The sequence below is a fragment of the Paraburkholderia sp. BR14312 genome (assembly GCF_040948675.1).
Lineage (GTDB): Bacteria > Pseudomonadota > Gammaproteobacteria > Burkholderiales > Burkholderiaceae > Paraburkholderia > Paraburkholderia nodosa_A.
The window spans coordinates 318,871-343,791 of sequence record NZ_JBFPKI010000005.1 but is presented as its reverse complement, the minus strand read 5'-3'; the positions used below and the strand labels follow the sequence as shown (position 1 = coordinate 343,791).

Annotated in this window: 19 protein-coding genes and 3 pseudogenes; 11 read left to right on the top strand and 11 right to left on the bottom strand. The window is 61.5% G+C overall.

Annotated features, from left to right (window positions below; translation table 11 throughout):
- Positions 1-16 precede the first annotated feature (16 nt).
- A complete protein-coding gene (locus AB3X98_RS16550; protein ID WP_069266389.1) occupies positions 17-1,168 on the bottom strand; it encodes an MFS transporter in 1,152 nt (383 codons plus the stop codon).
- A gap of 307 nt (positions 1,169-1,475) precedes the next feature.
- Between AB3X98_RS16550 and AB3X98_RS16545 the strand changes: the two genes are divergently transcribed.
- From AB3X98_RS16545 to AB3X98_RS16535, 3 genes are all read left to right on the top strand, one after another.
- Positions 1,476-1,796: a DUF4148 domain-containing protein gene (locus AB3X98_RS16545; RefSeq protein WP_069266390.1), complete on the top strand. Its 321-nt coding sequence runs from the start codon at positions 1,476-1,478 to the stop codon at positions 1,794-1,796.
- Between the two features lie 128 nt (positions 1,797-1,924).
- A complete protein-coding gene (locus AB3X98_RS16540) occupies positions 1,925-2,416 on the top strand; it encodes an aminoacyl-tRNA deacylase (protein ID WP_069266391.1) in 492 nt (163 codons plus the stop codon).
- Between the two features lie 162 nt (positions 2,417-2,578).
- Positions 2,579-2,893 carry a DUF4148 domain-containing protein gene (locus tag AB3X98_RS16535; protein ID WP_368602160.1) on the top strand — a complete coding sequence of 105 codons (315 nt, stop codon included), beginning with the start codon at positions 2,579-2,581 and terminating at the stop codon, positions 2,891-2,893.
- A 12-nt stretch (positions 2,894-2,905) separates the two neighbouring features.
- Here AB3X98_RS16535 and AB3X98_RS16530 read toward each other — a convergent pair whose 3' ends face one another.
- The 6 genes from AB3X98_RS16530 to AB3X98_RS16505 all read right to left on the bottom strand — a co-directional run bounded on the left by AB3X98_RS16530 (position 2,906) and on the right by AB3X98_RS16505 (position 11,952).
- The gene (locus tag AB3X98_RS16530; protein WP_368602161.1) at positions 2,906-4,867 is read right to left on the bottom strand and encodes a TonB-dependent receptor; all 1,962 of its coding nucleotides are present in this window, start codon (positions 4,865-4,867) and stop codon (positions 2,906-2,908) included.
- 384 nt (positions 4,868-5,251) lie between these two features.
- Entirely contained in the window at positions 5,252-5,668 is a 417-nt protein-coding gene (locus tag AB3X98_RS16525; RefSeq protein ID WP_069266394.1) for a biopolymer transporter ExbD, read from the bottom strand.
- Positions 5,669-5,683: 15 nt separating this feature from the next.
- Positions 5,684-6,415, bottom strand: coding sequence for a MotA/TolQ/ExbB proton channel family protein (locus AB3X98_RS16520; protein ID WP_368602162.1), 732 nt, complete (start codon positions 6,413-6,415; stop codon positions 5,684-5,686).
- A gap of 25 nt (positions 6,416-6,440) precedes the next feature.
- Positions 6,441-7,073 (bottom strand): energy transducer TonB, encoded by a 633-nt coding sequence (locus AB3X98_RS16515; protein WP_368602163.1) that lies wholly within the window; start codon positions 7,071-7,073, stop codon positions 6,441-6,443.
- A 308-nt stretch (positions 7,074-7,381) separates the two neighbouring features.
- The gene (locus tag AB3X98_RS16510; protein ID WP_368602164.1) at positions 7,382-10,192 is read right to left on the bottom strand and encodes a bifunctional YncE family protein/alkaline phosphatase family protein; all 2,811 of its coding nucleotides are present in this window, start codon (positions 10,190-10,192) and stop codon (positions 7,382-7,384) included.
- A gap of 875 nt (positions 10,193-11,067) precedes the next feature.
- On the bottom strand, positions 11,068-11,952 hold the full coding sequence (locus AB3X98_RS16505; RefSeq protein ID WP_342947253.1) for a LysR family transcriptional regulator: 885 nt from the start codon (positions 11,950-11,952) through the stop codon (positions 11,068-11,070).
- Between the two features lie 139 nt (positions 11,953-12,091).
- Between AB3X98_RS16505 and argC the strand changes: the two genes are divergently transcribed.
- Both argC and AB3X98_RS16495 read left to right on the top strand, forming a co-directional pair.
- Positions 12,092-13,021: an N-acetyl-gamma-glutamyl-phosphate reductase gene (argC, locus tag AB3X98_RS16500; RefSeq protein WP_342947254.1), complete on the top strand. Its 930-nt coding sequence runs from the start codon at positions 12,092-12,094 to the stop codon at positions 13,019-13,021.
- Between the two features lie 155 nt (positions 13,022-13,176).
- A complete protein-coding gene (locus AB3X98_RS16495; RefSeq protein WP_368602165.1) occupies positions 13,177-13,644 on the top strand; it encodes a CBS domain-containing protein in 468 nt (155 codons plus the stop codon).
- An 82-nt stretch (positions 13,645-13,726) separates the two neighbouring features.
- Here AB3X98_RS16495 and AB3X98_RS16490 read toward each other — a convergent pair.
- Together AB3X98_RS16490 and AB3X98_RS16485 are read right to left on the bottom strand one after the other, a co-directional pair.
- Positions 13,727-14,332: pseudogene (locus tag AB3X98_RS16490) on the bottom strand (NADPH-dependent F420 reductase); the annotation flags it as partial.
- A 92-nt stretch (positions 14,333-14,424) separates the two neighbouring features.
- The gene (locus AB3X98_RS16485) at positions 14,425-15,159 is read right to left on the bottom strand and encodes an SDR family oxidoreductase (protein ID WP_342947256.1); all 735 of its coding nucleotides are present in this window, start codon (positions 15,157-15,159) and stop codon (positions 14,425-14,427) included.
- Positions 15,160-15,288: 129 nt separating this feature from the next.
- On the opposite strand from AB3X98_RS16485, the gene AB3X98_RS16480 reads away from it, so the two are divergent.
- Both AB3X98_RS16480 and AB3X98_RS16475 read left to right on the top strand, forming a co-directional pair.
- Positions 15,289-15,867 (top strand): TetR/AcrR family transcriptional regulator, encoded by a 579-nt coding sequence (locus AB3X98_RS16480; RefSeq protein WP_368602166.1) that lies wholly within the window; start codon positions 15,289-15,291, stop codon positions 15,865-15,867.
- A gap of 219 nt (positions 15,868-16,086) precedes the next feature.
- A pseudogene (locus AB3X98_RS16475) lies at positions 16,087-16,230 on the top strand (2-hydroxy-6-oxo-6-phenylhexa-2,4-dienoate hydrolase); the annotation flags it as partial.
- Between the two features lie 177 nt (positions 16,231-16,407).
- On the opposite strand, the gene AB3X98_RS16470 reads toward AB3X98_RS16475, so the two are convergent.
- Entirely contained in the window at positions 16,408-18,387 is a 1,980-nt protein-coding gene (locus AB3X98_RS16470) for an ArnT family glycosyltransferase (protein ID WP_368602167.1), read from the bottom strand.
- A 369-nt stretch (positions 18,388-18,756) separates the two neighbouring features.
- On the opposite strand from AB3X98_RS16470, the gene AB3X98_RS16465 reads away from it, so the two are divergent.
- The 4 genes and pseudogenes from AB3X98_RS16465 to AB3X98_RS16450 all read left to right on the top strand — a co-directional run bounded on the left by AB3X98_RS16465 (position 18,757) and on the right by AB3X98_RS16450 (position 23,720).
- The gene (locus AB3X98_RS16465; RefSeq protein ID WP_069266404.1) at positions 18,757-19,383 is read left to right on the top strand and encodes a response regulator; all 627 of its coding nucleotides are present in this window, start codon (positions 18,757-18,759) and stop codon (positions 19,381-19,383) included.
- A gap of 26 nt (positions 19,384-19,409) precedes the next feature.
- A pseudogene (locus AB3X98_RS16460) lies at positions 19,410-19,562 on the top strand (LysR family transcriptional regulator); the annotation flags it as partial.
- A 1,530-nt stretch (positions 19,563-21,092) separates the two neighbouring features.
- Positions 21,093-22,424 carry an MFS transporter gene (locus AB3X98_RS16455; protein WP_368602168.1) on the top strand — a complete coding sequence of 444 codons (1,332 nt, stop codon included), beginning with the start codon at positions 21,093-21,095 and terminating at the stop codon, positions 22,422-22,424.
- A 108-nt stretch (positions 22,425-22,532) separates the two neighbouring features.
- Positions 22,533-23,720: a porin gene (locus AB3X98_RS16450; RefSeq protein ID WP_368602169.1), complete on the top strand. Its 1,188-nt coding sequence runs from the start codon at positions 22,533-22,535 to the stop codon at positions 23,718-23,720.
- Between the two features lie 81 nt (positions 23,721-23,801).
- Here AB3X98_RS16450 and AB3X98_RS16445 read toward each other — a convergent pair whose 3' ends face one another.
- A complete protein-coding gene (locus AB3X98_RS16445; RefSeq protein WP_069266407.1) occupies positions 23,802-24,854 on the bottom strand; it encodes a LacI family DNA-binding transcriptional regulator in 1,053 nt (350 codons plus the stop codon).
- Positions 24,855-24,921: the final 67 nt, after the last annotated feature.

The following is a 24,921-nucleotide window of genomic DNA, read 5'->3' as shown; positions in this document are numbered from 1 at the left end:
TCGCCACAAGGCCCTATCAGGGTTTGAGCTTCGCGAGGCGCGGTGCGAAGCGGCACATTACGAGGGGGAGCAGTGCCAGGACGGCGCCGGCAAAGAATGTGGTGGACGCGCCGTGCCGATCCCACAACCAGCCGGCGATGACGCTTGCAAACAGCAGGCAGATGCCGCTTGCGAGATTGAAGACGCCGAACGCCGTGCCCCTGAGCGATTGCGGCGCGGTTTCGGCGACCATCGCAGCGAGAAGGCCTTGCGTGAGCCCCATGTGCAGGCCCCACAGTGCGACGCCGATGAGCACGGTGATGATCGACGCACTCGCGCCGAGCACCAGATCCGCCGCGATCAGTGTGACGATGCCGAGCGCAAGCAAAACGCGACGGTCGGTTCGATCGGACAGCGCGCCCGCGGGGTACGCACTAAGTGCATAGGCGAGACTCATCACCACCATCACGCCGGGAATCCACGCGATATCGATGCCGGTCTGCTGGGCGCGCAACACAAGGAACGCTTCGCTGAAGCGCGCGAGGGTGAAGGTCGCGCCTATCGCGACCACGAACCAGTAGCGCCCCGGAAATTCCCGCAACGCTTTCCAGCGCAGCGGTGACCGGAAGCTGCGAGACGCCTGTTCATGAGCCGGCTCCTCGATGCCGAACACAATCAGACCGACCGCAATGACGGCTGGCACGACAGCGAACCAGAGGACGGCGCGGATGTGATCCGAGAAGCGCAGCATCAGCACGATGGCCACGAGGGGCCCGGCGAACGCGCCTATCGTATCCATCGACTGTCTGAGCCCATAGCACGCACCGCGAATCTCCGGCGGCGCGACATCCGCGAGGAGCGCGTCGCGCGGCGCACCGCGAATTCCCTTGCCGGCACGGTCGATGAGACGCGCCACCGCGACAAGCGCGGGCGTGTGCGCCAGCGGAAAAAGCGGCTTGGACAGCGCGCCCAGCCCGTAGCCGAGCAGCAACAGCGCCTTGCGCTTGCCGAGCCAGTCGCTCACGGGGCCCGAGAAGATCCTGACGATCATCGCCGTCGCTTCGGCGGCCCCTTCGAGCAAGCCCAGCGCGCTCACGCTCATACCCATCGTGGTGACGAGGAAGACAGGTAGCAGCGCGTGAATGAGTTCGGAGGAAAGGTCCATGAAAAGGCTCACGTATCCCAGCATGCGTACCGCGCGGGGAATGGGGATGCGTGAGGTAGCGGGCGTCTCAGGCAGCACTGCGCTTGCTCCGGAGATACGTGTACTCGTGCCACGTGAGGGCGATGACGACAATGTCCAATGCCGTCACCAGCAGCGGCTCGTGCAGCAAGCTGATCCTACCGCAGTTCTTCCATGCGTTGCGGCTGCATCGGTCGCGACTGATTCGTGTTTCCGCCTCGCCTGCCCGTTGGCTCGCATGCACGTAACATGGAGTTGCGGCGCGATGGAACCCTGGGTTGCGCTGCGCCCATCAGACGCGTGGAGATGCGCCATGAAGAGCCTCTCGAGAATGTCCCCGACGCTGACTGCGTTGGCGCTCCTGCTGGCGGGATGTGCCATCGGCGTGTCACAAAGCGTGCAACAAAGCGGGCCACATCTGAGCCCAACCGAGTGCCGTGACCTGGCTGCGCTCAGAAGCAACGCGCCACCGACGATGGCGCAGCACCAAAGCGAACTGGCGGCCCTGAGGAAAGCGGGTTACAACCCGTCACCCTGGTACGACGACCCGTACTACCCAGACGATCTGCAGGCGGCGCAGCGCGTGGTCGACTATTGGTTCAACACGGAGTGCCACCCGTCTGCGCCCGGGTGAGAAAGGTGGATTCGCTCCACTTCCCGGCAACAACGCGGAGTTCTGCTACCGGGTCTCTCGCGAGTGGACTATCCTGAAAGGATTAGTGGAGGCTGGTTTTCTTCTCCGCATTCGACAGGAGGTGTGCCATGTCGATGTCGACCACTTTGCAGGAGCGCCTGCGCAGCAAGGGCTCACGCTACGAAATCGTGCGCCACCCATACAGCCATTCGAGCATGGAAAGTGCTGCTGCGGCGCACATTCCCGGCGACCGTCTAGCAAAAACGGTGCTGCTCGAGGACGAGCACGGCTATGTGGCCGTCGTGCTGCCGTCAACCTATGCCGTGCAATTGTCCGAGCTTTGGAACAAGACAGGGCGCAGGCTCGGCCTTGCTACGGAAGACGAGCTGCGTGAGCTGTTCAAGGACTGCGATGCGGGGGCGCTGCCGCCGATCTGTGCGGCGTATGGGATGAAAACCTACCTCGAGACGAACCTGGCCGGCCAGCCGGACGTCTACTTCGAGGCGGGCGATCACGAAGAACTGGTTCATATGGACGGGGACCAGTTTCTGGCGCTAATGGACGACGCGGAGCGAGCCCATTTCGCAAGACGCATGCGAGGCATGGGTGGACGTGCGTGAGTGAGTAGTCGAACTGCGTACGTTCAGGCGGGGGCGGTGCCGATTGACCACATCGCGCCGGGGCAATCGCGTCCTGGTTTCGTGCGCATGGGTGGTTGCGTAAGCAACGATTAACGGCGCCGTCCTCGCAATCGTATCAATTAACCGGGAACAGGAGAGAAAATGCCTATCGCCAGACAAATATCGGCCCTGCTCGTCGCGGCATCGCTTGGGAGTGGCACAGTGACACCAACCTTCGCGCAGGACGACGCTTCGGGTGCAGCCAATGTCGCAGTGCCGGGGGGCGCGTCGTCTGCGAAGCCAACCAAAGCGGAGCGCAAGCAGGCCCGAAAGGAAGCCCGGGCGAAAAAGAACGCCGAATTGAAGAAGCTGGAGGCCGCGGGCTATCAACCCGGCCGCGCCAATGATCAGAACTATCCGCAGGATCTCCAGAACGCGCAAAAAAAGGCGGGGATTGGGCAGGGAGCCAGTCAATAGCGGCCGAATGCCTCAAAAATCCGCATGCAGGGTAATGTAGGCGCTAAGGGGCTCACCAAGATAGGCGCCGGCCTCATTGGCGGCGATGAAGTAGCGCCGGTTAGTCAGATTGTGGACATTGAGATCCACGCCCCAGTGATTCGCCTGATAGCCGAACGCCGCATTGGCGATGACATAGGATGGCACCGAATTGATGTTCGAGATGTCGCTGTACACCTTGCTCATGTAATTGATGCCCGCTCCGACATGAAACCCGGGATGTCCCACGATCGCGAATGTGTAGGTCGACCACAGATTCGCCATGAACGCGGGCACGTCCTGCGGGCGGTGGCCGACCGCCGTTATCCCTTGGGGATTGCTCGTGACATAGGCGTGCTGCGCCGTGAAATTGGCGATCACGTGCCAGTTGTCCGTAATGCCGGCATCGAGAGACGCCTCGCCGCCTTGTGTGCGCTGGCTGTCGTACACGACGGTTTCGATGTTGTTGACGGTCGTCGGCGTCGCCACGTTGTCGCGCGATACGTCGAAGAGTGCCGTGTTCAGCACGTATTGGCCGTCGAGCAATGAAAACTTGACGCCCACCTCGTACTGCAGCGCCGATTCAGGCGCGCCGATACCCGTCTGTGTGTTCTCCGAGTTGAAGTTCGTCAGATAGCTCTTCGATATGCCGAAGTACGGCGACATCCACGGCGTGAGCTTGTAAAGCGCGCCGATATTCCAGCTCACCGGCGCATCATTGCGCGAGTAGGTATTGCCCGCCAGTATCGGTACGCCTTCGTTGTCCACCCGTCCTGGCACGGTGATATTCGGTGTCAGCGAAGTCTGCCACCAGTCCTTTCGCACACCGACTCGTATTTTCAGCTTGCTCGTCGCATCCACCTGATCGGTGGCGTACAGGCTGTAGAAGTTCGCAACCAGATGATCGTTGTCGCATGAATGCTTCGCATCGCAAAGGAAATGCAGGCTCGCAATCGAAGTTTCAGGTGGCACTGGTGCGAACACATCTTCGATATTCGGAAGGTCCGCCGTGGAGCGATCGGTATTGATGGTCTGATGCTGGTACTCGAAGCCTGTCAGCAGCGTGTGCTTGACGTTTCCCGTTGCGAACTTCCACACAGGTTCGAGCTGATAGTCGAGCGTATTGTCCGAATCGTTTTGTTGGCGCAACTGCCGGTTGACGACCTCGTTGCCGACCACCTTCGTCTTCGAACTATCCCCATTGCCAAAGAACTCCAGGGAGCGGTGAAGGAACGAGAGCCGGTTGTTGATCGTCAGCACGTCGTTGACCTTCCACTCGTCGGTGAGGGTCGGGCGAACGTAGCTTGCGCGCGCATAGGCGAACGGCGTCGAATATTTCGCGTCGAATGGAACGTTCCGGATGGGGGTGCCGTTGTAATAGATGATGCCGTACGAATCCGGCGTCGAGCGGGAGTCTTGCGCCTCGAGCGAGAAGTCGATCTTGTGGTCGCCGATCTTCCATTCGACTGCAGGACGGATCTCCTTGTCCCAGTACGACAGGCTGCGGTATCCGTCCGATCTCGCACCCGTCGCGTCGACGCGATAGTTCAAGCCCGAGAGGCCGGTCGGCCCCGTGACATACGTGCTGCCCCAGACCGTGCCGAATGAACCGGCCTGGATGCTGCCTCCATATTGAAGCGTGGGAGACGGCGTGTAGTGGACGATATTGATCGTGCCGCCCGGCGGTCCGCTGCCAAAAAGTGATGAACCCGGTCCTTCGAGAACCTCGATGCGCTCGACACCATTCAGCGAATGCGAAACGCCGTTGACCTGATCGCCGTCGGAAAACCCGTCGGTGTAAATCTGCGCCTGGAGGCCGCGGATCATGAAGTGATCGAAGAAGCCCTTGGCATCCGGTCCGCCGGAATTCACCCCGGTGGCGTTGCTGAGGCTCTGCTGAAGCTTCGTGGCGCCTTGCTCCTTGAGCAGCCCGCTGGGGATTTCCTGCACAGTCATGGGCAGGTCGCCTATCGGCGTTCCGGTCTTGCTGACGTCTGCAGTCTGGTCAGGATCGTTGACGTTGTCGGGGGCGGTCGTCGGTCTGGTTGCGCGGACAACGACCGTGTCCAGTGTGGATGGCGGTTGAGATTGTTGGGCCTGTTGAGCGTTCGCTGCGCTAGAAAAAGACAGCGTTGAAAACGCAACCGATACGGCGATTGCGATGCGAGACGGGGACGATTTCATTAACGTCATCCTGTTTTTGGGGATTTCTGATAATTCGTCGCCCCCTATATTCTTGAACGGAAATGACTTGCATATGTAAGCTGCAAATAGACAACGCGTGGGCCGTTTTACGAGCAGCCCGCCCGCTACCTCGAAGCAGCTTGGTGAAGCAATGGTCTATGGTTTGGGCTCGGTGACGAATCCGATCTTCGTCAGGCCGCCTGCATAGGCAGCTGACATCACTTGTGCCACCGCTTCGTATGCCACCTTGCGATCTGCGCCGAGATGCAGTTCGGGAAGCGGGTTCTCGTGTGCGGCCGCGGCGATTTTCGCGCGCAGCGCACTGGGGGTGACTGGCTGCCCGTCCCATAGCACGGTGCCATTGGCCTCGATCGAAACATTGACCTGCGCCGCCTTCGCGTCCTCCTTCTGACTGCTTGCGTGTGGTAGTTCAATTTTTACCGCATGGCGCAACGCAGGGATCGTCACCATAAAGACGATGAGTAAAACCAGCATGACGTCGACGAGCGGCGTCATGTTGATTTCGCCCATCAGACCATCGTCTTCGTCGTCACTAAACGGGGTTATGGCCATTGCCGTATCTCGAGGTCAGTCGCTGCCGGTGGCGAGCCGCAGGCCGCTGTCGTGGACAGTCGGCGAGAGGCTCGAACCGGTCACGAAGTACGCGTGAAGCCGATGCGCGAACCGCCTCAGCTTTCCGGCGAGCGCCTTGTTGGCGCGCGTCAACGCGTTGTAGCCCAGCACGGCGGGAATGGCCACGAAAAGGCCGAATGCCGTCATGATCAGCGCTTCGCCGACGGGGCCCGCGACCTGGTCGATCGACGACTCGCCAGTCGCCCCAACCGCCAGCAGGGCGTGATAGATGCCCCACACCGTACCCAGCAATCCGACGAACGGCGCAGTGCTGCCGATCGATGCCAGGATCGAAAGACCGCCCTGCATTTGGGCGACACTCTCGTCCATCGTGTCTTTCAGGCAGCGCGTTATCCAGTCGGATACGTCCATGCGCTCGCGCAAAAGCGGCTGCGCGCTGCGATGATGATCGGCGGCCTCCTTGCCGGCCAGCGCGAGTGCGAGAAACGGATTGTCTCGCGTGGTGCTTGCGCGGTTTTCCGGTTGCCATGCCCCGTCCGTGAAATCGTCGAGTTGTGCGATTGTCGGATCGATGTCGCGAGCCAGTTTTTTGAGCCGGATGACATTCCAGCCCTTGACGATGATCACGCTCCACGAGAGCACCGACATGACCAGCAGTACGAGCGCGATGCCGCGCGTCACAAAGTCTCCGGCTGCCAGGAAGTGCGAAATACCATAGTTTTGCATGGCGGGTTCCCTATAAACGTCCGCGCTAGTTGTTCAGGGCGAATACGAAAGGCACAGACGTCGGCACACGGCGCGGCGTTCCGTTCTCGAGATACGGCTGGCACGTGCTGTCGCGCACAGCGGCAAGCGCCGCTTCGTCGAGGCGGTCGTGCCCGCTGCCGCTCTTCAGTTCCACGGATTCAGGCTGGCCCGTCAGTCCCACGATGAATTTCACCATCACAGAACCTGTTTCGCCTCGTCGTTGCGAGAGCGCCGGGTAGGGCGGTTGTGCGATGCTGCAATGCAGATGCGAGATATCCTGCGGAGCGGCCAGTGCGATTGTTGGGCGGGCGGAGACGGCATCATGCGACGACGCGGCTGCCTGCTGTGCAGCGGCCATGGGTGCCGCTGGTGTCGAGGTGGAGGTAGTGCTCGACTGCGCCGAGACGGGTTCGGTTGCAGCAAGCCTGCGCGGTGAGGGAGTCATGGTTTCATGCAGTGTCGTCACATGATTCGGTTTCCTGATATTTTGCGGCTGCACCTTTGGCTTCGCAATGTCGACGGATGTCGCACGGTGCTCGAGCGGGGAAGGAGGCGACTGCGCGACGGCAGGTGCCGTAACCGGCGAGGGACTCAGCAACTCGGCCGTGATCGTGCGCGGCTCGGCGGCCGGCGGCACAGGATCGTTGCGACTGCTCGACACGACCGCGAGTAGCGCCGCGTGTATGGCAGCGACGACAACGATGGCGCTCGTTGCGCGGACATTGGGTCTGTCGGGCCATGCCGGCTCGCGATCGGCACTAAAAGGAAGCGAAATGTGCATGCGTTAGATCCGGTTCAAGCGGTTCGCTTTATCGAACGTCTGCGCAGTCGATGCCAACGGGCGGCTGCCCCTATGGACAGCCGCCCGCCGATGCCAGCTACAGTGCGCTTAACGCAGCGGGCGTCACGATCCCGTCAACGCAACGCCCGGACGACGTGATTCGCTCAATCGTCATCGTCGTCAGCAGCGGCGACCGTCTTCGCGCCATCGGTCGTGGGCTTCGTATAGACCGAGTGCGGCTCCGGATACGGCTTATTGCCCATCACGCCCGCCCACAGCACGCGGTTGAACACTTCCGGCGGGACGCGATCTTCCTTGGAGAAGTCGAAGCCCTTCGTCGCGTTCGCCCAGTAGGTCGCGTCATGCAGCGGATGAATGTCCGGACCCTGTGCATACTGGTTGCCGTCGTTGCCGCTCGACGTCGGGCCAGTCGCCACGTTGCCCACGTTCGTGCCCTTCAGGATCGTCGACGCAACGGCGGTGTAGGTCCACGAACCGTCCGAACCGGTGTCGAAGACATCGGCCATCGGTTGCGCGTACGCCGTGTTCAGGTCGATGTGCTGGGTGCCGAGCACGTCTTCCATGGTGCGGACCGCGTTGACCTGGCTGTAGGCGGTGCTGACCACGGCGTTCTTCTTCACATACGCGCCAACGACGTAGGCCGGAGCACGGTGCGAATCGACGTGATCGGAGCCGGCCTGCGAGTCGTCTTCGACCACCACGATCAGCGTGCTTTTCGCGTACGGGCTGTGCGCGACCGTCTCGATCAGCTTGCCGACCGCGAAGTCGTTGTCCGCTTGCTCCTGCTCGGCCGTGCCCATCTGGCCGACGTTCTGCGCATAGCTGCCGGTGTGATCGGAACCCATGCGGACGAATTCAAACGACGGGAGATGGCCGTTCGCGACGTACTGCTGGAATTCGCGGTTCCATTCGAGTTCGCGGAACGTGTCCGGATAGGCCTGGTCGAAGCCGCGATAGTACGGGTCCGTCAAGGTGACGAGCGACGGCTTGAGCGGGTAGACCTGAATATTGCCGGAGGCAAACGGGGTGAGGAGGGGGCTGGCGATCGTGCCGATCGAGCCGGTGTTGTTGACCATGCCGCCGTAGTTGCGGACCGTACCGCCGGCTTGCAGCACCGCATCGTAGATGCTCGCTTTCTGATAGCCGAACGGGGCATCCGGCACCGAGATATCGGCGATTCCCGGCAACGCATTCGCCGTGCCGCCCGGCAGCGACGACGTTACCGTGGAGTAGGCGCCGCCCGAGACGGTGTCGCGCATGGCAGTCGTGGCGAGGCCGACCGGCAGACCGCGGTTGGCGCCTTCGGATTCATACGACATGCCGCGGCTTACGCCAGCGTAGTTTTCCTGCTGCGAAACCTCCTCGGTCGGCGTGACGTGCGCATGCTGCACCCACGACCAGCCGTCCATCGAACCATCGCCCGGATCGGTGAAGTTGTCGATCGTGACGAAGTTGCCGGCGATATTGTGGAAGTTCGGCGTGGTCGACTTGCCATACATCGTCAGCGAGGGATCTCCGTTCGAGCCGTTGCCAAGGTCGCCGAGGATCTGGTCGAACGTGCGATTCTCCTTGACGACATAAATCACATGCTTGATGTGATCGCGCAGGAAATGCATCGTTTGGCGCTCGCTTTCCGACTCTCTGATCGAGTAGTGATTGTTTTCAGCGACCTGGCTGGTCAGCCGGGCAAGCGCGTCGCCCCGCGGAACCGGTGCGCTCACGAGGCTGCTCTGCTCGAGACCGAACTGGTACTGCGCCGAGGTACCCGAGGTGTACAGCGGGTTCGGACCGGTGTTCGACTTGCCATTGATGATGTACATCTGCGACCCGTCGGCGCTCAGCGTGATGTCCTTGGGCGCATAGGCCGTCGGGATCAGGCCGGTGACGTGGTAGCCTTCGTCGCCATCGAGCGAGATCACGGCGATCGAGTTGTCGCCATTGTTGACCGCATACAGGGTTCTGCCGTCGCGTGACACGGTCACGTTCACCGTGTCGCGGCCGCTGTACTTCTTGTTGTTGCCGTGGCCCTGATCGTCGCGGTCGCCGTCGCCGGACTGGCTGGCGATGTCGATCGTCCTCTCGACCCTGTGGCTGGCGGTATTGATGACCGCAACCTGGTCGGTGTTCGCCACGGCGACATAGAGTTTCGACTGATCGGGCGAGAGGGTCATGCCATAAGCATTGCCTTTCACCGGGATGCGAGTGATGAATTGCGGTGCGGCCGGGTTCGACAGGTTCAGCACCACGACTTCACGGTCGCGCACCGACGAGATGAACGCGGTGTCGTCGGACTTCAGTGAGACGGCCCACGGGTATTCGCCACCTGCGGCGCCTTGCGTGCCCGATGTGTTGAACGGACGCAGATCGTATTCGGACGTAACCGTGTTCGTCGTCGTGTCGATGATGGTGATCGAGTCGTTGTAGTTGTTCGCAACGACGAGGATCCGGCCATTGCCGGAGAGGGCGAGACCACCGGCGTTCGGTTTCACACCGTTGCCGATCCCCTTGCTGTGATTCAGGGCGATGGCTGCGGTTTGCGACCATTGGGCCGACGGAAGCGCCGATGGGCGGCCGTACACGTAGACCGCGTCGTCAGCGCCGCCGGTGCCGTACAGGGTCTGGTTTCCATTCCAGACGAGGCCATCGAACGCGTTGTTCTGGTGAATGGCCTGGACGAACTTCGGATTGGCCTTGTTGGCGCCCGACACGTCGTAGATGAATATGTACTGAGTCGAGTCAGTCTTGTCGAGCGTGCTGTTACTGGGGCCCGTGTAGACGGTGTTGTAGCCTGCCGTGATCACGGCGAGGGTATTACCGTCCGGGCTGAGTTGCGACCGGATGGCGCCGCTGACGACCTGGGTCGGCTTTGCGGCGAGTCGCGGGTTGAGCAACTGCTGCACAGCACCCGGAATGGCTCCCGGGGAGATGAACTGGCCCGTCGGCAGGAGTTCCATGTTGCCTTGCGGCGGTGCTGCAAATGCAATACAGCTAGTCAGTAATCCTAATGCTATGCCAGATTGAACGACGTTTTGATTCATTTTGGTTCTCTCCAGATAATCAAAACAGAAAAACCAAATTCGATTCAAGCGGAATCATTTGTCAGGTCTGTTGCCCCTGATTGCGGAGACGTGCAAGCGATTGGACCAGGTGGGATGTATTGCAGTGGCGCCATCCCGGCGCTTTCAGCCCGGTAACATTTAGTCAGTTTCGAATGTCAATCGAATGACATGTTCTGAGCGTGGATATTCAGAATGCGAATCGTTCTCTGTTGCTTCGTCGGTTATTTCGGAATACTGAGTTATATATGTGCCAAAAAATTGAGGTCGGGGTGCGATGCAGGGGGTGTCGCTAGCCGTCTTTGGTGCGCAGTCGGGGCCTGGTGCATTGTGGCACTCAATGCACCTGTGTGGTTGCGCAACGGTTCGCCATAGAGGCTACGAGTCTTGCATGACAGATAGGTGAAGGTTGCAGAGGCCGGCTATCGTCTCGTTGTGTCCGCAAGCAAGATGCGCAGATTCTTCGATGCATAGGATGGCATGTCTACTCGCATGTTGTCCCTCGCGTCGAAATCAGGCTGCCCAAAATGGGCAGTTTTACCGGTGTTGATGGCCGGGATGCGCCACGTCGAGGACACGTCATACCTTTCTCTATCCTTCTATTCGCCTTTCATTTCGCAAGATTGACGGAGCTTCCTCGGCACTGCCCGCGGAATTCCCTAAACAAGAAAGAATAGATGCCGCTACGCCTAAAGCTTTGACGCGAGGCAGATCGTCGTCGCGGGCAAGAGCATGGATCAGCGAAAAGGAATCTGAGCGACAACCGGTAACTCCTACGCAAATCGCAAATCCCACAACACATCGAGTACGTGTTGCGTGGAACGTTCAACGTACCCCGCGCGATATGCAATGCCGAGCCGTCGCCACAACGCCGGGCGCAGTGGACGCATGACAATGCGATTGTCGGGTAATGGCGTGGTGGCCTCATGGGGCAAGAGCGCTGCGCCGTAACCCGCCGCTACCAGACTCTTGATCGCGTCGTTGTAGTTGAGCTGTATGCGCGGCGAAGGATGGTGCCCCGCGGTCGCGAACCACTCCGCAGTCAGACGCGAGAGACGCGTGGTCGAGTCATTGAGAATGAGCGGTTGGGCGGCGAGCCATTCGGGGGTGACGCGGGCCGGACACCGCCAATGCGCCGGCACAAAGGCCATCACAGGGTCGCGGCGCCAAGGCTTTATCACGAGTCCAGGCACCGGGGGCTGAGGCAGCGCGACCAGCCCGACATCCAGCGTTCCATCCACCAGCCGGGACAGCGTTTCTTGCGAAGTCAGCACTGCAATCTGAATGTCGATGGCAGGGTGGTGCTCGCGCAGGACCTCGAGCGCTTGCGGCAGCAGGTGCGCAATCACGCCCGTGGACGCGCCGAGACGCGCACGCCCTTCGAGCCCCTCTACCTGGCGTTGAATATCGTCTAACGCCTGCTCCGCGTCGGCCAGCAGTCGGCGCGCGCGCTCCACCAGCACCTCGCCGATCGAGGTCGGCCCCACATTTCCGCGCTTGCGTAACAGGAGGGGAGCCCCAACGCGGTCTTCGAGTTCGGCGATGTGAAGGCTGACCGTTGGCGGCGCCAGGTGCAATGCACGCGCCGCATCGGCAAATGAACCACGGTCGGTGACGGCGACCAGAGTGCGCAGGCGGTCCAGGCTGATCTCTCGCATGACGACGTCCAGATTCAGAAAAACTGAATATTTGCGTTGTGAAATTCAACTTTCCCTATTCTAGCCGTCCGCGCAACATAGGGGTTCGCTTTACCTCGGTTCAACTGTTCCAATCCATAGTCAGCGGAGTCATCCACATATGAGCTCTCCCGTAGTTTTCATCGACGGCGACCAAGGCACCACCGGGCTGCAAATCCACGACCGGCTGCGCAACCGGACCGACATCAGACTGTTCACACTTGCCGCTGCCCAGCGCAAAGATTCGCGGCGTCGCGCAGAAGCCATCAATGCCTGCGACATCGCTATCCTCTGTTTGCCGGATGCCGCCGCGCGCGAGGCAGTGGGCGCCATTGCCAATCCTGCCGTCCGGGTGATCGACGCAAGCTCCGCTCACCGCACGCAGCCGGACTGGACTTACGGTTTTCCGGAAATGACGCCGGGGCAGGCTGAGCAAATTGCGAACGCATGTCGGGTCACCAATCCTGGTTGCTATCCGACCGGTGCAGTCGGCCTGCTGCGTCCGTTGGTGCACGCCGGGCTCATACCGGGCAATTACCCGATCAGCATTCATGCTGTATCCGGCTACTCCGGGCGCGGACGTGCCGGTGTGGAGGAACATGAGGGGCAGGGAGCCGCCAACGCGCCTTCATACCAGGTCTATGGCCTGGAACTCGCGCACAAACACACGCCGGAGATCCAGCAGCATGCCGGGCTTGCGCAGCGTCCCATCTTCGTTCCTGCGTACGGATCGTTCCGTCAGGGCATCGTGCTGACGGTGCCGCTGGCGTTGCCGCTGCTGGCACCCGGCGTGGATGGCGCCACGCTACACGCATGCCTCGCACGCCACTATGCCGAGGCAACTCACGTACGAGTTTTGCCGTTGCACGAATCGAGCGCCTTAAAACAGCTGGATCCGCAAGTACTGAACGGCACGAACGACATGCACTTGAGCGTATTTCACGACGAGGAACACGGGCACGTCCTACTGTCGGCAGTTTTCGACAATCTTGGCAAAGGCGCATCCGGAGCTGCGGTTCAGAACCTGAACCTCATGCTCACGCGGCAATAGTGGCCCATGCCTCGAGCTTCCGTTTTCGACGCTGAATGTCTCCTGGTTTTCGCGGCAGCAGACATTCCTGTAGCGACGCGAAGGAGCGTACCCTTTCGTTGTGAGCCGACTGATGGCGTCGGCGCGCAATTGCCAGTCTTCTATAGGAGACGACCATGAAAAAGGAGCGAAAAACAGCCCGGCAAATTCTGTCCGGGAACTCCCGGGAGGTGATCTCGGTGGGCCCCGCGGACTCAGTGCTGACGGCGCTGCGTCTGATGGCCGATAAGGATGTCACCGCCGTGCTGGTGCTGCAGAGCAGCAATCTTGTCGGCATCCTGTCTCAGCGCGATTACGCGCGCAAGGTCGAACTGGCCGGGCGCAACGCGGCAGAGACGAAGGTCGGCGAGATCATGACTTCCGAGGTGATTTACGTCACGCCAGAGCATATCTGTGACCAGTGCCTGGCGTTGATGCATACGAGGCGGATCCGGCATCTGCCGGTCATCGATTCAGGACAGGTAATCGGCGTGCTATCCACTAGCGATGTCCTCGAAGAATTGATCCAGGAAGACGAACATTTCATCAGCATTCTCGAGCATGACATGCTTTACCTGACCGTCGATACGGGTGGCGCCTATTAATTCATTCGCGGGCGGCGAGGCCAGATCACCAGCACGCATTTAGCGATGCGCGTGGTCGATCTGACTTTGTCGCAACGCGCCGCTATTTGAACTTGACGAGATCCTTGAAGATCAGCTGAGCCCAGCTATTCCCCTTGGCCTGGACAAGCGAGCCGCCATCCTTGAGCGGGCCTAGCGCAATGGGCGCGAAACCGAGCTGTTCGGCCAAAGCTGCGACCGGTGCCACCGCATTTTCGTCATCGCTCGACAGAAATACGACACGGCTGCCGCCCTTCACGTTCGGATCAGCGGCCAGAACGGCAGCGGGCAGATGGTTAAAGCCCTTTACGAACCTGGCGCCGGTAAACGCCCGGGCGACAACCGCGGACGACGGCAGTCCTTCCAGGTCTGCGACGGGAACGCCGAAAGCATTTGTCGTGTCGATGATCGTCTTGTCCTGCCAGGTCGTGAGCAGTTTCGCGACTTCGCGATGTTCCCAAAACGGAACTGCCAGGAAGATCGTGTCGGACGCGATCGCATCCTGCAGCGTTCTCGGGACAACGGTGGGGCCGATCGCTCGTGCCTGCTCCATCAACGCATCGGGTGGGCGCCGGCTGGCGACGCTCACGTCGATGTTCTTTCTTGCAAACGCTCGGGCGAGCGCCTGGCCTACGGCGCCAAAGCCAATAATCGAATAGCTCATGCGAACTCTCCATGCAGGCGGAAATTCCGCCTATTGATCAGGAATCCATATTTATATACACAATCTGGATCACTCACTCCTGGCTTTACGGCACGATTTCAGATAGCCGACAAGCCGCCGTCGACGGACAACTCCACCCCATTCACGAAACTCGAATCGTCTGAAGCAAGAAACAACGCGACCGTCGCGATTTCCTCGGGGCGCCCCATCTTTCCCCGCGGGATCACGGATTCGAACATCCGCTTCGCCTCTTCGTCGAGAACCTGGTCTTGCATCGGTGTGGCGATCGGCCCCGGGCTCAGCACGTTCACGCGGATATTCCTGCCCTTTAGCTCGTTGAGCCACGTGCGTGCGAATGAGTGCAATGCCGCCTTGCTCGCCGCATACACGCCGTAACCAGGAAAGCCTTTTACCGAAGCGACTGACCCGGTCATGAAGATCGATCCGCCATCGTTGAACAGCGGCAACGCCTTCTGAACCGTAAACAGCGTGCCGCGCGCATTCAGGTCGAAGATCGCGTCGTAGTGCTGCTCGGTAATCTCGCCCAGTGGTACGGCTTCGCCCCAGCCGGCGCTCGCGTAGAGGATATCGATCTTGCCTTTTTCCCGCTTGACGGTATCGAACAAGCGGTCGAGATCGTTGAGATTGGCGGCGTCGCCGCGCACGCCGGTGACGTTCCGGCCAATCGAGTTGACGGCTTCGTCCAGCGTTTGCTGCCGCCGGCCCGTGATGAAAACGTAGGCACCTTCTTCAACGAACCGCTTGGCGCTTGCCAGCGCCATGCCGCTCGATCCACCGGTGATGACTGCAACCTTACCCTCGAGCTTTCCCATAATGGCTCCTTTCGTGGTGTCGGACAGCGTCTCTGTTCCCATTTGCACAAATTCGCTGTATCTTGTGGATCACTGATCCACATCCAGATTCCGAAGATACGGATCACCGATCCACTTGTCAAGAAAACTATGCGGGCCGACGCCAGAAAGAATTACGACCATCTATTAGCAGTCGCGCGGGACGTCGTCACCGAGCATGGTGCCGATGCGTCAATGCGAGATATCGCCCGCCGGGCCGACGTCGGGTTGGCCACGCTGTTTCGTCATTTCCCGACTCGAGAAGCCTTGTTCGAAGCGTTGCTGCGAGAGGATCTGGACGCGCTGACGCAGAAGGCAGTCGAACTCGAAAGGTCGAATCCACCTGATGAAGCGCTCGTGTCCTGGTTTCGCGAAGGGGTGGCATTCGTCCATAGCTATAGCGGCGTTGTCGCGATGATGGCGAGTGCCCACGCGACCCCGGACTCCGCGCTTTACGCTTCATGTGCAGCGGTGCACTCAGCGGGCGAGCGCTTGCTGCTCCGTGCTCAGGCCGAGGGGTCCGCGCGTGCCGATGTGAATGGCGACGACCTGTTCGCGCTGATGTCGGCGCTCGGCTGGCTCGGTGACCAACCCTCATTCGCACCACGGGCCGACCATCTCTTTCAGGTCATCGCGAGCGCCATTCTGTCTGAGCGCACGAGCGGCGATGTCAGGAAAGCAAGGTGTTGAATCGGATCGGCGATCGGATGCGCGGGGCCGAGACGTCGCACATTTGCGGTTGATGGCGTAAGTGCCGGCCCACCGTCTCGTGCGCCGGCAGCCGACCGCTATCGCGCCGGCGAGTCGAAACAGGTCGAGTTGTGAGTTCAAGTCTTCGCCCTTGCCCCCTTCTTGCTCAGCGTTGACTCAGTCGGGCTACGGTTCTTGCAGTATCGGGATAGTGGATAGTTCCTTCCCTACGACATGGGTCTTCGTCTGATGGCGGGTCTCCCCAATGCCGAATTCCATATGTTCAACCGCTGTGGTCACTGGGTGCAATGGGAACACGTGGACAAGTTCAATCGCATGGTGCTGGACTTCCTGTCCAACTAAGCGTCGCTTGTGTGAAAGCCGCCTGTTCTTCGGTCCGGGTAGTTTTGCAACCGTGACCTGAGACGGATTGTGTAGCCAATCGGCAAATGAGTTTGCCAGTCCTGGAGGCTAGGGACGGCTTCAACCGCGCGGCATGCCCTTCGGCGAAGCGATCTTCAAACGGCTCAGCGGCACCGATTACGAAGCCGTCTTCGTCGCCATGCGCTGATAGACGCGCAGCACCTCGTCGTTGTCACCCGGACGGCTGCCTTCCCAGTACAGTCGCCAGCCCCCGACGGGCGACTGACCGTCTGCAGGTCGACCCTGTTCGATGAGCCAGTTGCAGGACGTGGTCTGAGGGTCCGCGGTGGGCACGTGCATGACACCGGCGAAGTAATAGAGCATGGGCGCTTCAGATTCGCCCAGCCCACTGCTCGCCATGCAGTCTCCGGCTTTCCAGGTGCTGTTCAGTTTGGCACGCAGATCCTCGAACGGTGCGCGATAGCTCTTCGCGACGTCGAGCCAGGGCAGCAGCAGCGTGCCGACGAGCCCCCATGCGACGATGGCGCCCAGACACCAGCTGAATGCGCCGCGCCAGTTGCCCGCTGACTTGAGCCGGGGAAGCAGCAATACCCACCCGAGCGTGAGGGCGAGCGCCGCGATGATCAGCTTCGGCTGAATGGGCATCACCCATTCGAGCGGCAGCCAGCGGCCAAGCAAATGCAGGACACCGTGGGTCTCGGGGGCGCCCGTCATCTTCCACCACACGACCCATACAAGCACCACGAACGATCCGAACACGATACGGCTCGTGATATCCCACGCGAGGTGCACGCGCGGCGGCAGATAGCGGATTCCCTGCATGGCTAACAGCGAGAGCGGGGCAATGAACGGCAGGATGTAGAGTTCGCGCACTGTCGACGACGCCTGCAGTACCGCGAAGCCAATCCCCGAAAACAGCACCGGCAGTGCGACTTCGGGATCGCGTAGACGTCGCCATGCGCCGCCCGCAAGCGCCACGAGGGCGAGCGGAACGACCGGAAAGCCGACTGTCAACGCCGTGCGCAGCACAAACAGGTGCCCGACGTTTTCCGAGCCGAGTTGCGCCACCGAAAAGCCGAAGAAGCGGCCGATGTTGTTGTCCCACAGCCAGATCTTGAATAGCGCTTCGGAGCGCAGATAGAAGCAAAGCGGCCAGATCAGCGCGAAGGGAGCGAAGTAGAGCGCCGAACGTGCCAGTGAGCGCGCAAAACGGCTGCTGCGGCACGCAGGGTAAAGCAGCATCGCCGCGCAGATGGTCGCACCCAACACGAGCGGCACGAACAGGCCTTTCGCCAGAAAGGCGATGCCGACGCCAACACCGAACATCGCAGCGGCATGACGGGCAGCGCGCCCTTGAATGCGGCTGTTCTCGCAGTCGCTGGACGCTTGCTGTGAAGTTGTGGATTCTGGCCACGCGGGTGCTGTGTTGCGGCCTCCGTTAGGAGAACGACGCAAGCCGCCTTCCATCCGCAAGTGAGCGCAGACAAGCTCGTAAAGTGCGCAGAATGCCAGCGCGGCGCCGGCCATCAGCGCGACATCCGTCATCATGTCGTGGATATGCTTGACGACTACCAGCGTGCTGGCGAAGAGTGCGAGTGTTCCGGGCACGCGCGGATCGGTCCACCGCACGGCGCCGGTAGCGCGCCGGGCGAGACGCGCCGTGCAGGCAAGCGTGAGTGCAGCGAAGACGACGCTCGCGAGACGGGCCGCGTCGTGCAGCGGCAGAAAGCGGCCGAACATCCACGCGAGTGAGGCGGCTACCCAATCGTAGACGGGCGGTTTTTCCACGAAGGGCTGCCCGGCGCTGGTCGGGACGACCAGATCGCCGGTGTCGAGCATGTGCTCGATGATGCCGAAGGTGTAGGTTTCGTCCTGCTTCCAGGGATCGTGGCCGAGCGTGCCAGGCAGGAGCCAGGCGCAAACGAGCGCGAATGCAAGCAGCCCGACGAACAATCGTGAAGTCGCCAATGCCCGCGCGCCTTTGCGGGTAGCTGGTAATTCCGGGGGCAACGGAGTGACGGGCGGCGCCGGCTGACCGCCCGTGGTCAAGTCCCGCAGGTGCGCCACGCCAGTGGAGACGGAAGCCTGTTCGAGGCTAACTTGTGCGACGCCGGCGTCACCCTTGCTTTCCTGCATGTAACCTCTGCTCCCGGCGCGCCTATCTGGTCAGCGCCTTTCGTTATCGCCGTCGACGGACAGCTGTCACGAATACGATTGTATGCGCCGATTATTACCAAACATTACAGGGTGTAGTGTATTTGAAGGGTTTGCTTCCCACTATGCAACTGGAGCACTACACAAGCCGTCCGGCCTGCCTCATTTATTTGCATCCCTAACAAGCGCCAGTGACGCCGTGCAGGACGTCGCAAATTTTCTAGCACCTCGTTAGTGGAGCAATGAGCCAATTCGGGGCACGACCGCTCCGTGGTTTCCGAAATCAGTTTCTGGTATTTGTCGGTGGGAACGACCGATGCGGCGAAGTAGCCAACTGTATGGGAAATAGCGATGAGCCGCGTACTACTGGCTGACGACGATACCGCTTTTCGTGATGCACTTCAGACCTTGCTGGGCGACGCCGGCCATGAAGTCGCGACCGCCGGCAATGGCCTGGAAACGGTTTCGGCGGCCCTGGCCGCCACGCCAGAGGTGATTGTCTCCGACGTCCACATGCCTGTTCTCGAAGGGCCGGACGCCGTATCGATGTTGCGAGCTATCCCACGGTTTTGCGATGTTTCAGTCATTCTCATGTCTGGAGACGACACACGCGCAGGTATCGTTGCCGAAGGTTTTCTCCACAAACCTTTTGACCCAAGCCTGCTTCTCGATGCCCTTGCGAGCCTTTCAGAGCGCAAGAAGTATGGAAGCGCAAGCGAATTCACGAAGTCGCGTCGCGCCGCGTACGGGGTGGGAAAATCGGGCATGACATCGGCAAGCGCGAATCGGCAGCATCAGCGCGTTGCGCGCGCCTTCGAACTGGTGGCCGAGCAGGAGCGCCGGATATCCGGGCTTGAACGGCGCGGTATCGAGACCGGGCTGGCAATCGACTTGTACGAGATCATGGTGTGTAGCGTTGCGACGCTGACGCGCTTTGAGCAGATTACAGTTGACCCGATCAATACCGCCCCAAGCTGATCTTGCGTCTGCGATGCCGATAAAGGGCGGCGCGCGAAATGTCGGTGCAGCCGGGCGGACCGGTGCGCCTGGCCGTGCCGATGTCGTTCGGCCTGCGCTGGGTCGCGCCGCTGCTGCCGGGCTTCTACCCCGAGGTGTCGATCGACCTGCATCTCTCCGATGCGACTGTCGATCTCGTGCGAGCTCGTGGATCATGTTACGCGCATATCGGTCACGGCCTACAATCCAAGGCGTGCAAGCTTCTTCGTGGCGGTCTATACGACGAACGCGGGCACGAGTTATGCGGCTCGCGCCGACAGGCGGCGAGGACGCCGCGCGCAATTGCGGAGGGGAAAGTCATGAGGCCAACCGTGTTAGGCGTGTACGACAGCTACGCGAATGCGAGTTCGGCGCAGCGCGCACTGGGCGAGGCTGGGATAGCGCAGGCGGATATTGCCATCTACTCGATATCGGCTGATGCTCCCCGCGAAAAGGGGCCACGTGTCTATGTGCAGGGCGCTGTCGATACGCACCACCACAAGAAAGTCTTCGATCGACTGGAGCAGTTGTTCACGCGCATCTTCACGAAGGGAGCGTATCCACCCGATGCGGAGGATTACAGGGAATTCATCCGTCGCGGTGGCACGGTAGTCAGCGCCGATGTTTCTGAATCACAGGTCGATCAGGCGATTGAAACGATGAGCCGCATGGGCGCTGCCGACATCGAGGAGCGCGCCAATGCGTGGCGTACGGGCTCTGCGAAGGCGCAAGGTCCGGAACACACAGCGCATCCAGGCGGCGGCGTGATCGGCGAACGCGCCAAGCCGCTGGAAGTCACACACGGGTGGCCAGGCGACACGCGGGCCGCATCGGCGGCGCGGCCGGCGTCTTCCCCGGGTGCTCCTGCCGCGGCAGGGCGAGGGCCGACCCCGGCAGGGGAGAAGCAGCCTCACGCCGCGCAAGCGCCCGACGGCAACGCCGCCGCGGCAAACGCCCAGCGTCCAATGACGGGCTTCATGGGCGACCCCGGTCTCGGCGCCCAGCATGACGACCCACACCCGTACGACAGCGAATTTAAAAAGGACTACGACGCACATTACGCGAACACGGGTGCGTCATTCGACGAGTATCGACGTGCCTACTCACACGGCGCCACGCTCGGACGCGACGAGCGGTTTCGCGGGTCAGACTGGCAGGGCGTGGAAGCGAGTGCGCGCGCGAACTGGGAGTCGCGATATCCGGAAAGTGGATGGGAACGCTTCAAGACGGCTGTGAGGCACGGTTGGGAACGTGTCAGGGGCGGTGTATAGCTTAGAAGTCGGGCGCGCCAGGCTCCGAAAGCATCGACAGATTCGCTGCACGCGGCGAACGCCTGTCAATTTAGTTAAGACTCCTACTGGTAGCACGAACAAATCCACGCCGAATACTGGGTTGATGGCGCGAGGTCCGTAACTTGTCTGCACGAGAGCCTGCGGGAATATCAAATCAACCTGTTCCGCTTGCCAGTCCTCCGCCGTTTCATACTCGCCAACGCAGGCAATCCTTGCGAATTGAAAGGCGGGTATCCGCAATTACCCCAAGGAAAAGACGCTGGCATTTCTCCGGCGGGCATACTACGATTGCGCCAAATGTTACCGGTTACAGTAAACGGTAACATTGCGGCGGGCAAAGCCGGGATTCACCCCGGCGCGGCCGGAAGCGACCATTATTAATAGAACAGGAGACACGAGATGCATCTCGCCACCAACGCGCGGAGCCGTTCCAGGATTCGCTGGTGGGTTGCCGGCCTCATGTGGGCGGCGATCGCGATCAACTACATCGACCGCACGGTGTTGTCGGCGGCGGCGCCGCGCATCCAGTCGCAATTCCATCTGAGCGCGGTCGAAATGGGTGTCGTCATGTCGGCGTTCTTTTGGTCATACGCGCTGCTGCAATTGCCCGCGGGGTTTCTCGCCGATCGTTTGGGCCAGAAGAAAGTACTGGGTTTCGCGGTGCTCTGGTGGTCGCTGGCGACGGCGGCCACGGGCGTGGCGAACGGTTTCAAATCGCTCGTCGCGTTGCGCGTGGCGCTTGGCGTGGGCGAGGCGGGCGCGTATCCGAGCAACGCGGGCATTGCGTCGAAGTGGTTCCCGCGCAGCGAGCGCGCGACGGTCGCGGGCATTTTCGACAGCGGTTCGAAGCTCGGCGGCGCCATTGCGCTGCCGCTCATCGCCGCGATGCTCACGGCGTTCGACTGGAAGATCACCTTCGCGCTGACTGGATTGCTCGGCCTGATCTGGTACGTCGTGTGGCAGTTCACGTTCAGCGATTCGCCGCGTGACCACAAGCGGGTCAATTCCGAGGAACTCGCGCACATCGAGAGCGATTTGCTGGCGGAGCAAAGCGACCGGGCGCCGAGGCCGCCGCTGCGCAAGCTGCTCGCGCATCGCAACATCTGGGCGATGTGTATCGGCTTCTTCATGATCAACTACAACTCGTACTTCTTCATCACGTGGCTGCCCACGTATCTCGTGAAGGCGCGTGGCATGACGATGATGGAAATGGGCTGGATGGCGTCGCTGCCGCTGCTCGCCTCGATCGTGGTGGAGATTTTCGCGGGCTGGGCCTCGGATCGCGTGTTTGCCTCGGGCAAGCTTTCGCTCACCGCCACGCGCAAGCTCTTTCTCGTGATCGGCTTGCTGATGGCATCGAGCATTGGTTTCGCCGCGTTCGCCGACTCGGCCGCCGTTGCGGTGCTGCTCCTATGCATCGCGAAGTCGGGCACGACCGTGGCGGCTTCGCAGGTCTGGGCGCTCCCAGCTGACGTCGCACCGCGCAACGCCGTGTCGATGGTTGCGGGCGTCCAGAACACGGTATCGAACATCGGCGGTGTGGTTGGCCCGATCGTGACGGGCGCGATCGTCGGCGCGACGGGTTCGTTCGTGCCCGCGCTCGTGGTGTCGTCGGCGCTGATCGGCGTGGCGATCATCAACTATCTGTTCCTGCTGGGCAAGGTCGAGCCGATTCGTCTCGACGGTGCCTCGACGCAGCCGCAGGCGCGCGAGTACAGCAACGCCCCGTAAATCCACCGGCTCGGCCCTCGTTTTGTCGATGGAAAAATTCCCGCTAATTCCTTTCAAGCCGGAATGCGTAGTACTCCTGTAAATATTAAAACCAGACAGGTCACCTGTATGAAAAAAGCACTTTTCACAGCGGCCGGGCTTTTGTCCGTCGCACCCGTCGTGGCGCAGGCCCAGAGTTCCGTCACGCTGTATGGTCTCGTCGATGCCGGTATTGGCTACGTCAACAACATCAAGGGCGGCTCGGCGTTCCAGCTGACGAGCGGCCGCCTGAGCGGCAGCCGGTGGGGCCTGAAAGGCAACGAGGATCTCGGCGGTGGATTGAGCGCGGTGTTCACGCTCGAAGGCGGTTTCAAGCCCAACGACGGCACAGCCGCGCAAGGCGGGCGTTTGTTCGGCCGCAGCGCGTTCGTAGGCATTGCGAAGAGCGGCATCGGCACGTTCACGCTCGGCCGCCAGTATGAACCGCTGGCGGATCTCGTTGCGCAGTACGCAGGTCCGGGCACGTGGTCGCCGTCCACCCACGTGGGCGACAACGACAACCTGAACCAGACGTTCCGCATCAACAACGCGTTGAAGTTCCGCAGCGACACCATCGCGGGCTTCACTGTCGACGGCATGTACGCGTTCAGCAACCAGGCGAGCGGCTCGGCCCGGCAAGGCTTCGGCAACAATCGCGCCTGGGGCGTCGCCGCGAATTACGTGAACGGACCGCTCTCGATCGGCGGCGGCTACGTGCTGCTCGATCATCCGAACACGACGACCAACACGAGCGGCGCGATCGGCGGCGCGTCGAGCACGACCGGCGACGACTACAGCGGCGGATTCTTCTACGGGCTCGACGGCGGCGTAGCCCGTCAGCAGATTGCGGTGGCCGGCGCGAACTACAAGATCGGCAGCGCGATTGCGGGCTTTGCGTTCAGCCACACCGAACTCAACTACAACGACGGTTCCACGCGCAAGTTCAACAACTACGACGCGAACCTGCGCTACCTGCTCACGCCGGCCACGACGCTGATCGGCGTGTACACGTTCACCGACGGCCGCGCGAACGGTCTGCCGGGCACGGGCGGCGCGACGCTCAAGCCGAAGTGGCATCAGTTCACGCTGGGCGTGGATTACGCGCTCTCAAAGCGCACGGACGTCTACCTTTCGGGCACGTATCAGCTCGCGGCCGGCGACGCGTCGACGCGCGTGGGTTCGACTTACAGCCGGATCGCGGCGATCGCCTATGCGGGCGGCGCATCGTCCACGAATCGCCAGGTCGACGTGTTCACGGGCATCCGCACGAAGTTCTGAGCGCGCTTTCAGGCGCTAAAAGCAAAAGGCCTCGCGATGTTTGCGAGGCCTTTTTGCGTAGTCATCGCGAGACGACGAATCTCAGGCCGAGCCGCGCTCGATCAGCGTGAAACCGACGTCCACTTTCGCGCGCTTGCTCGTGCCGGTCTCGATTTTCTCGATCAGCATGGACGCCGCCAGCTTGCCGATTTTCGTGCCGTCGATGCGAATCGTCGTGAGCGGCGGGTCGGCGTCGGCGGCGAAATTCTGGTCGCCGTAGCCAATCACCCTGAGGCGTCCCGGCACGTCGAGCTTGCGCGCATGGGCTTCCATGAGCACGCCGAGCGCCATGATGTCGGCGCCGCAGAAGATTGCGTCGATCTGCGGATGGTCGTCGAGCAGCTTTGCGAACGCGCGTCGTCCGTCGCCGAGATGCGCGGGTGAGGGCACGGCGGCCACGGGAATCTCGCGCTCGCTGCCGAAGGCTTCGATGAAGGCGTCGGCGCGCAGCTTCGCCCGGCGGTCGCCCGGGGTGACGATGGCCGGATGCCGCGCGCCGCGCTCACGCAGGTAGCGCGCAGCCGCTTCGCCCACGCGCGTGTGCGAGAAACCGATCAGCATGTCGAGCGGCGAGCGCGTGATGTCCCACGTTTCGACCACGGGAATGCCGGCCGCGCGCAGTTTCTGCCGCGACGCCTCCGAGTGGATCACGCCGGTGAGCACGATGCCGGCCGGACGCCGGCCGATGATGGCGTCGAGCAGCGCCTCTTCGCGCGATTCGTCGTAGCCGCTCTGGCCGAGCAGCAACTGATAGCCGGCCGTCTCCAGCTCAGCGGTCAGGGCCGCGACGGTTTCCTGGAACACGCTGCCCGCCATCGCCGGGATCAGCGCGACGACGAGGTGGCTGCGATTCGAGGCGAGCGAGCCCGCGATCAGGTCGGGCGTGTAGCCAGTTTGCCGCACGGCCTCGCGCACGCGCTCCAACGTCTCGACCGAAACGAGTTCGGGGTTGTTGAGGGCGCGCGAAACCGTGACCTTCGTGACCCCGGTCAGACGGGCCAGATCGCTGAGCGTGACCCGGCCGGTGTTCTTGCGGGCACGCCGCGACGCGGTCCCGGTGGCGGGCGGGGCGAATTCTGTCGAGGTCTTGGTCACGGGCGCGGGCGCTCCTGCTGCAAAAAGGTGTTGGCAATTATCCCAAAACTGTACTACGATGGCATCT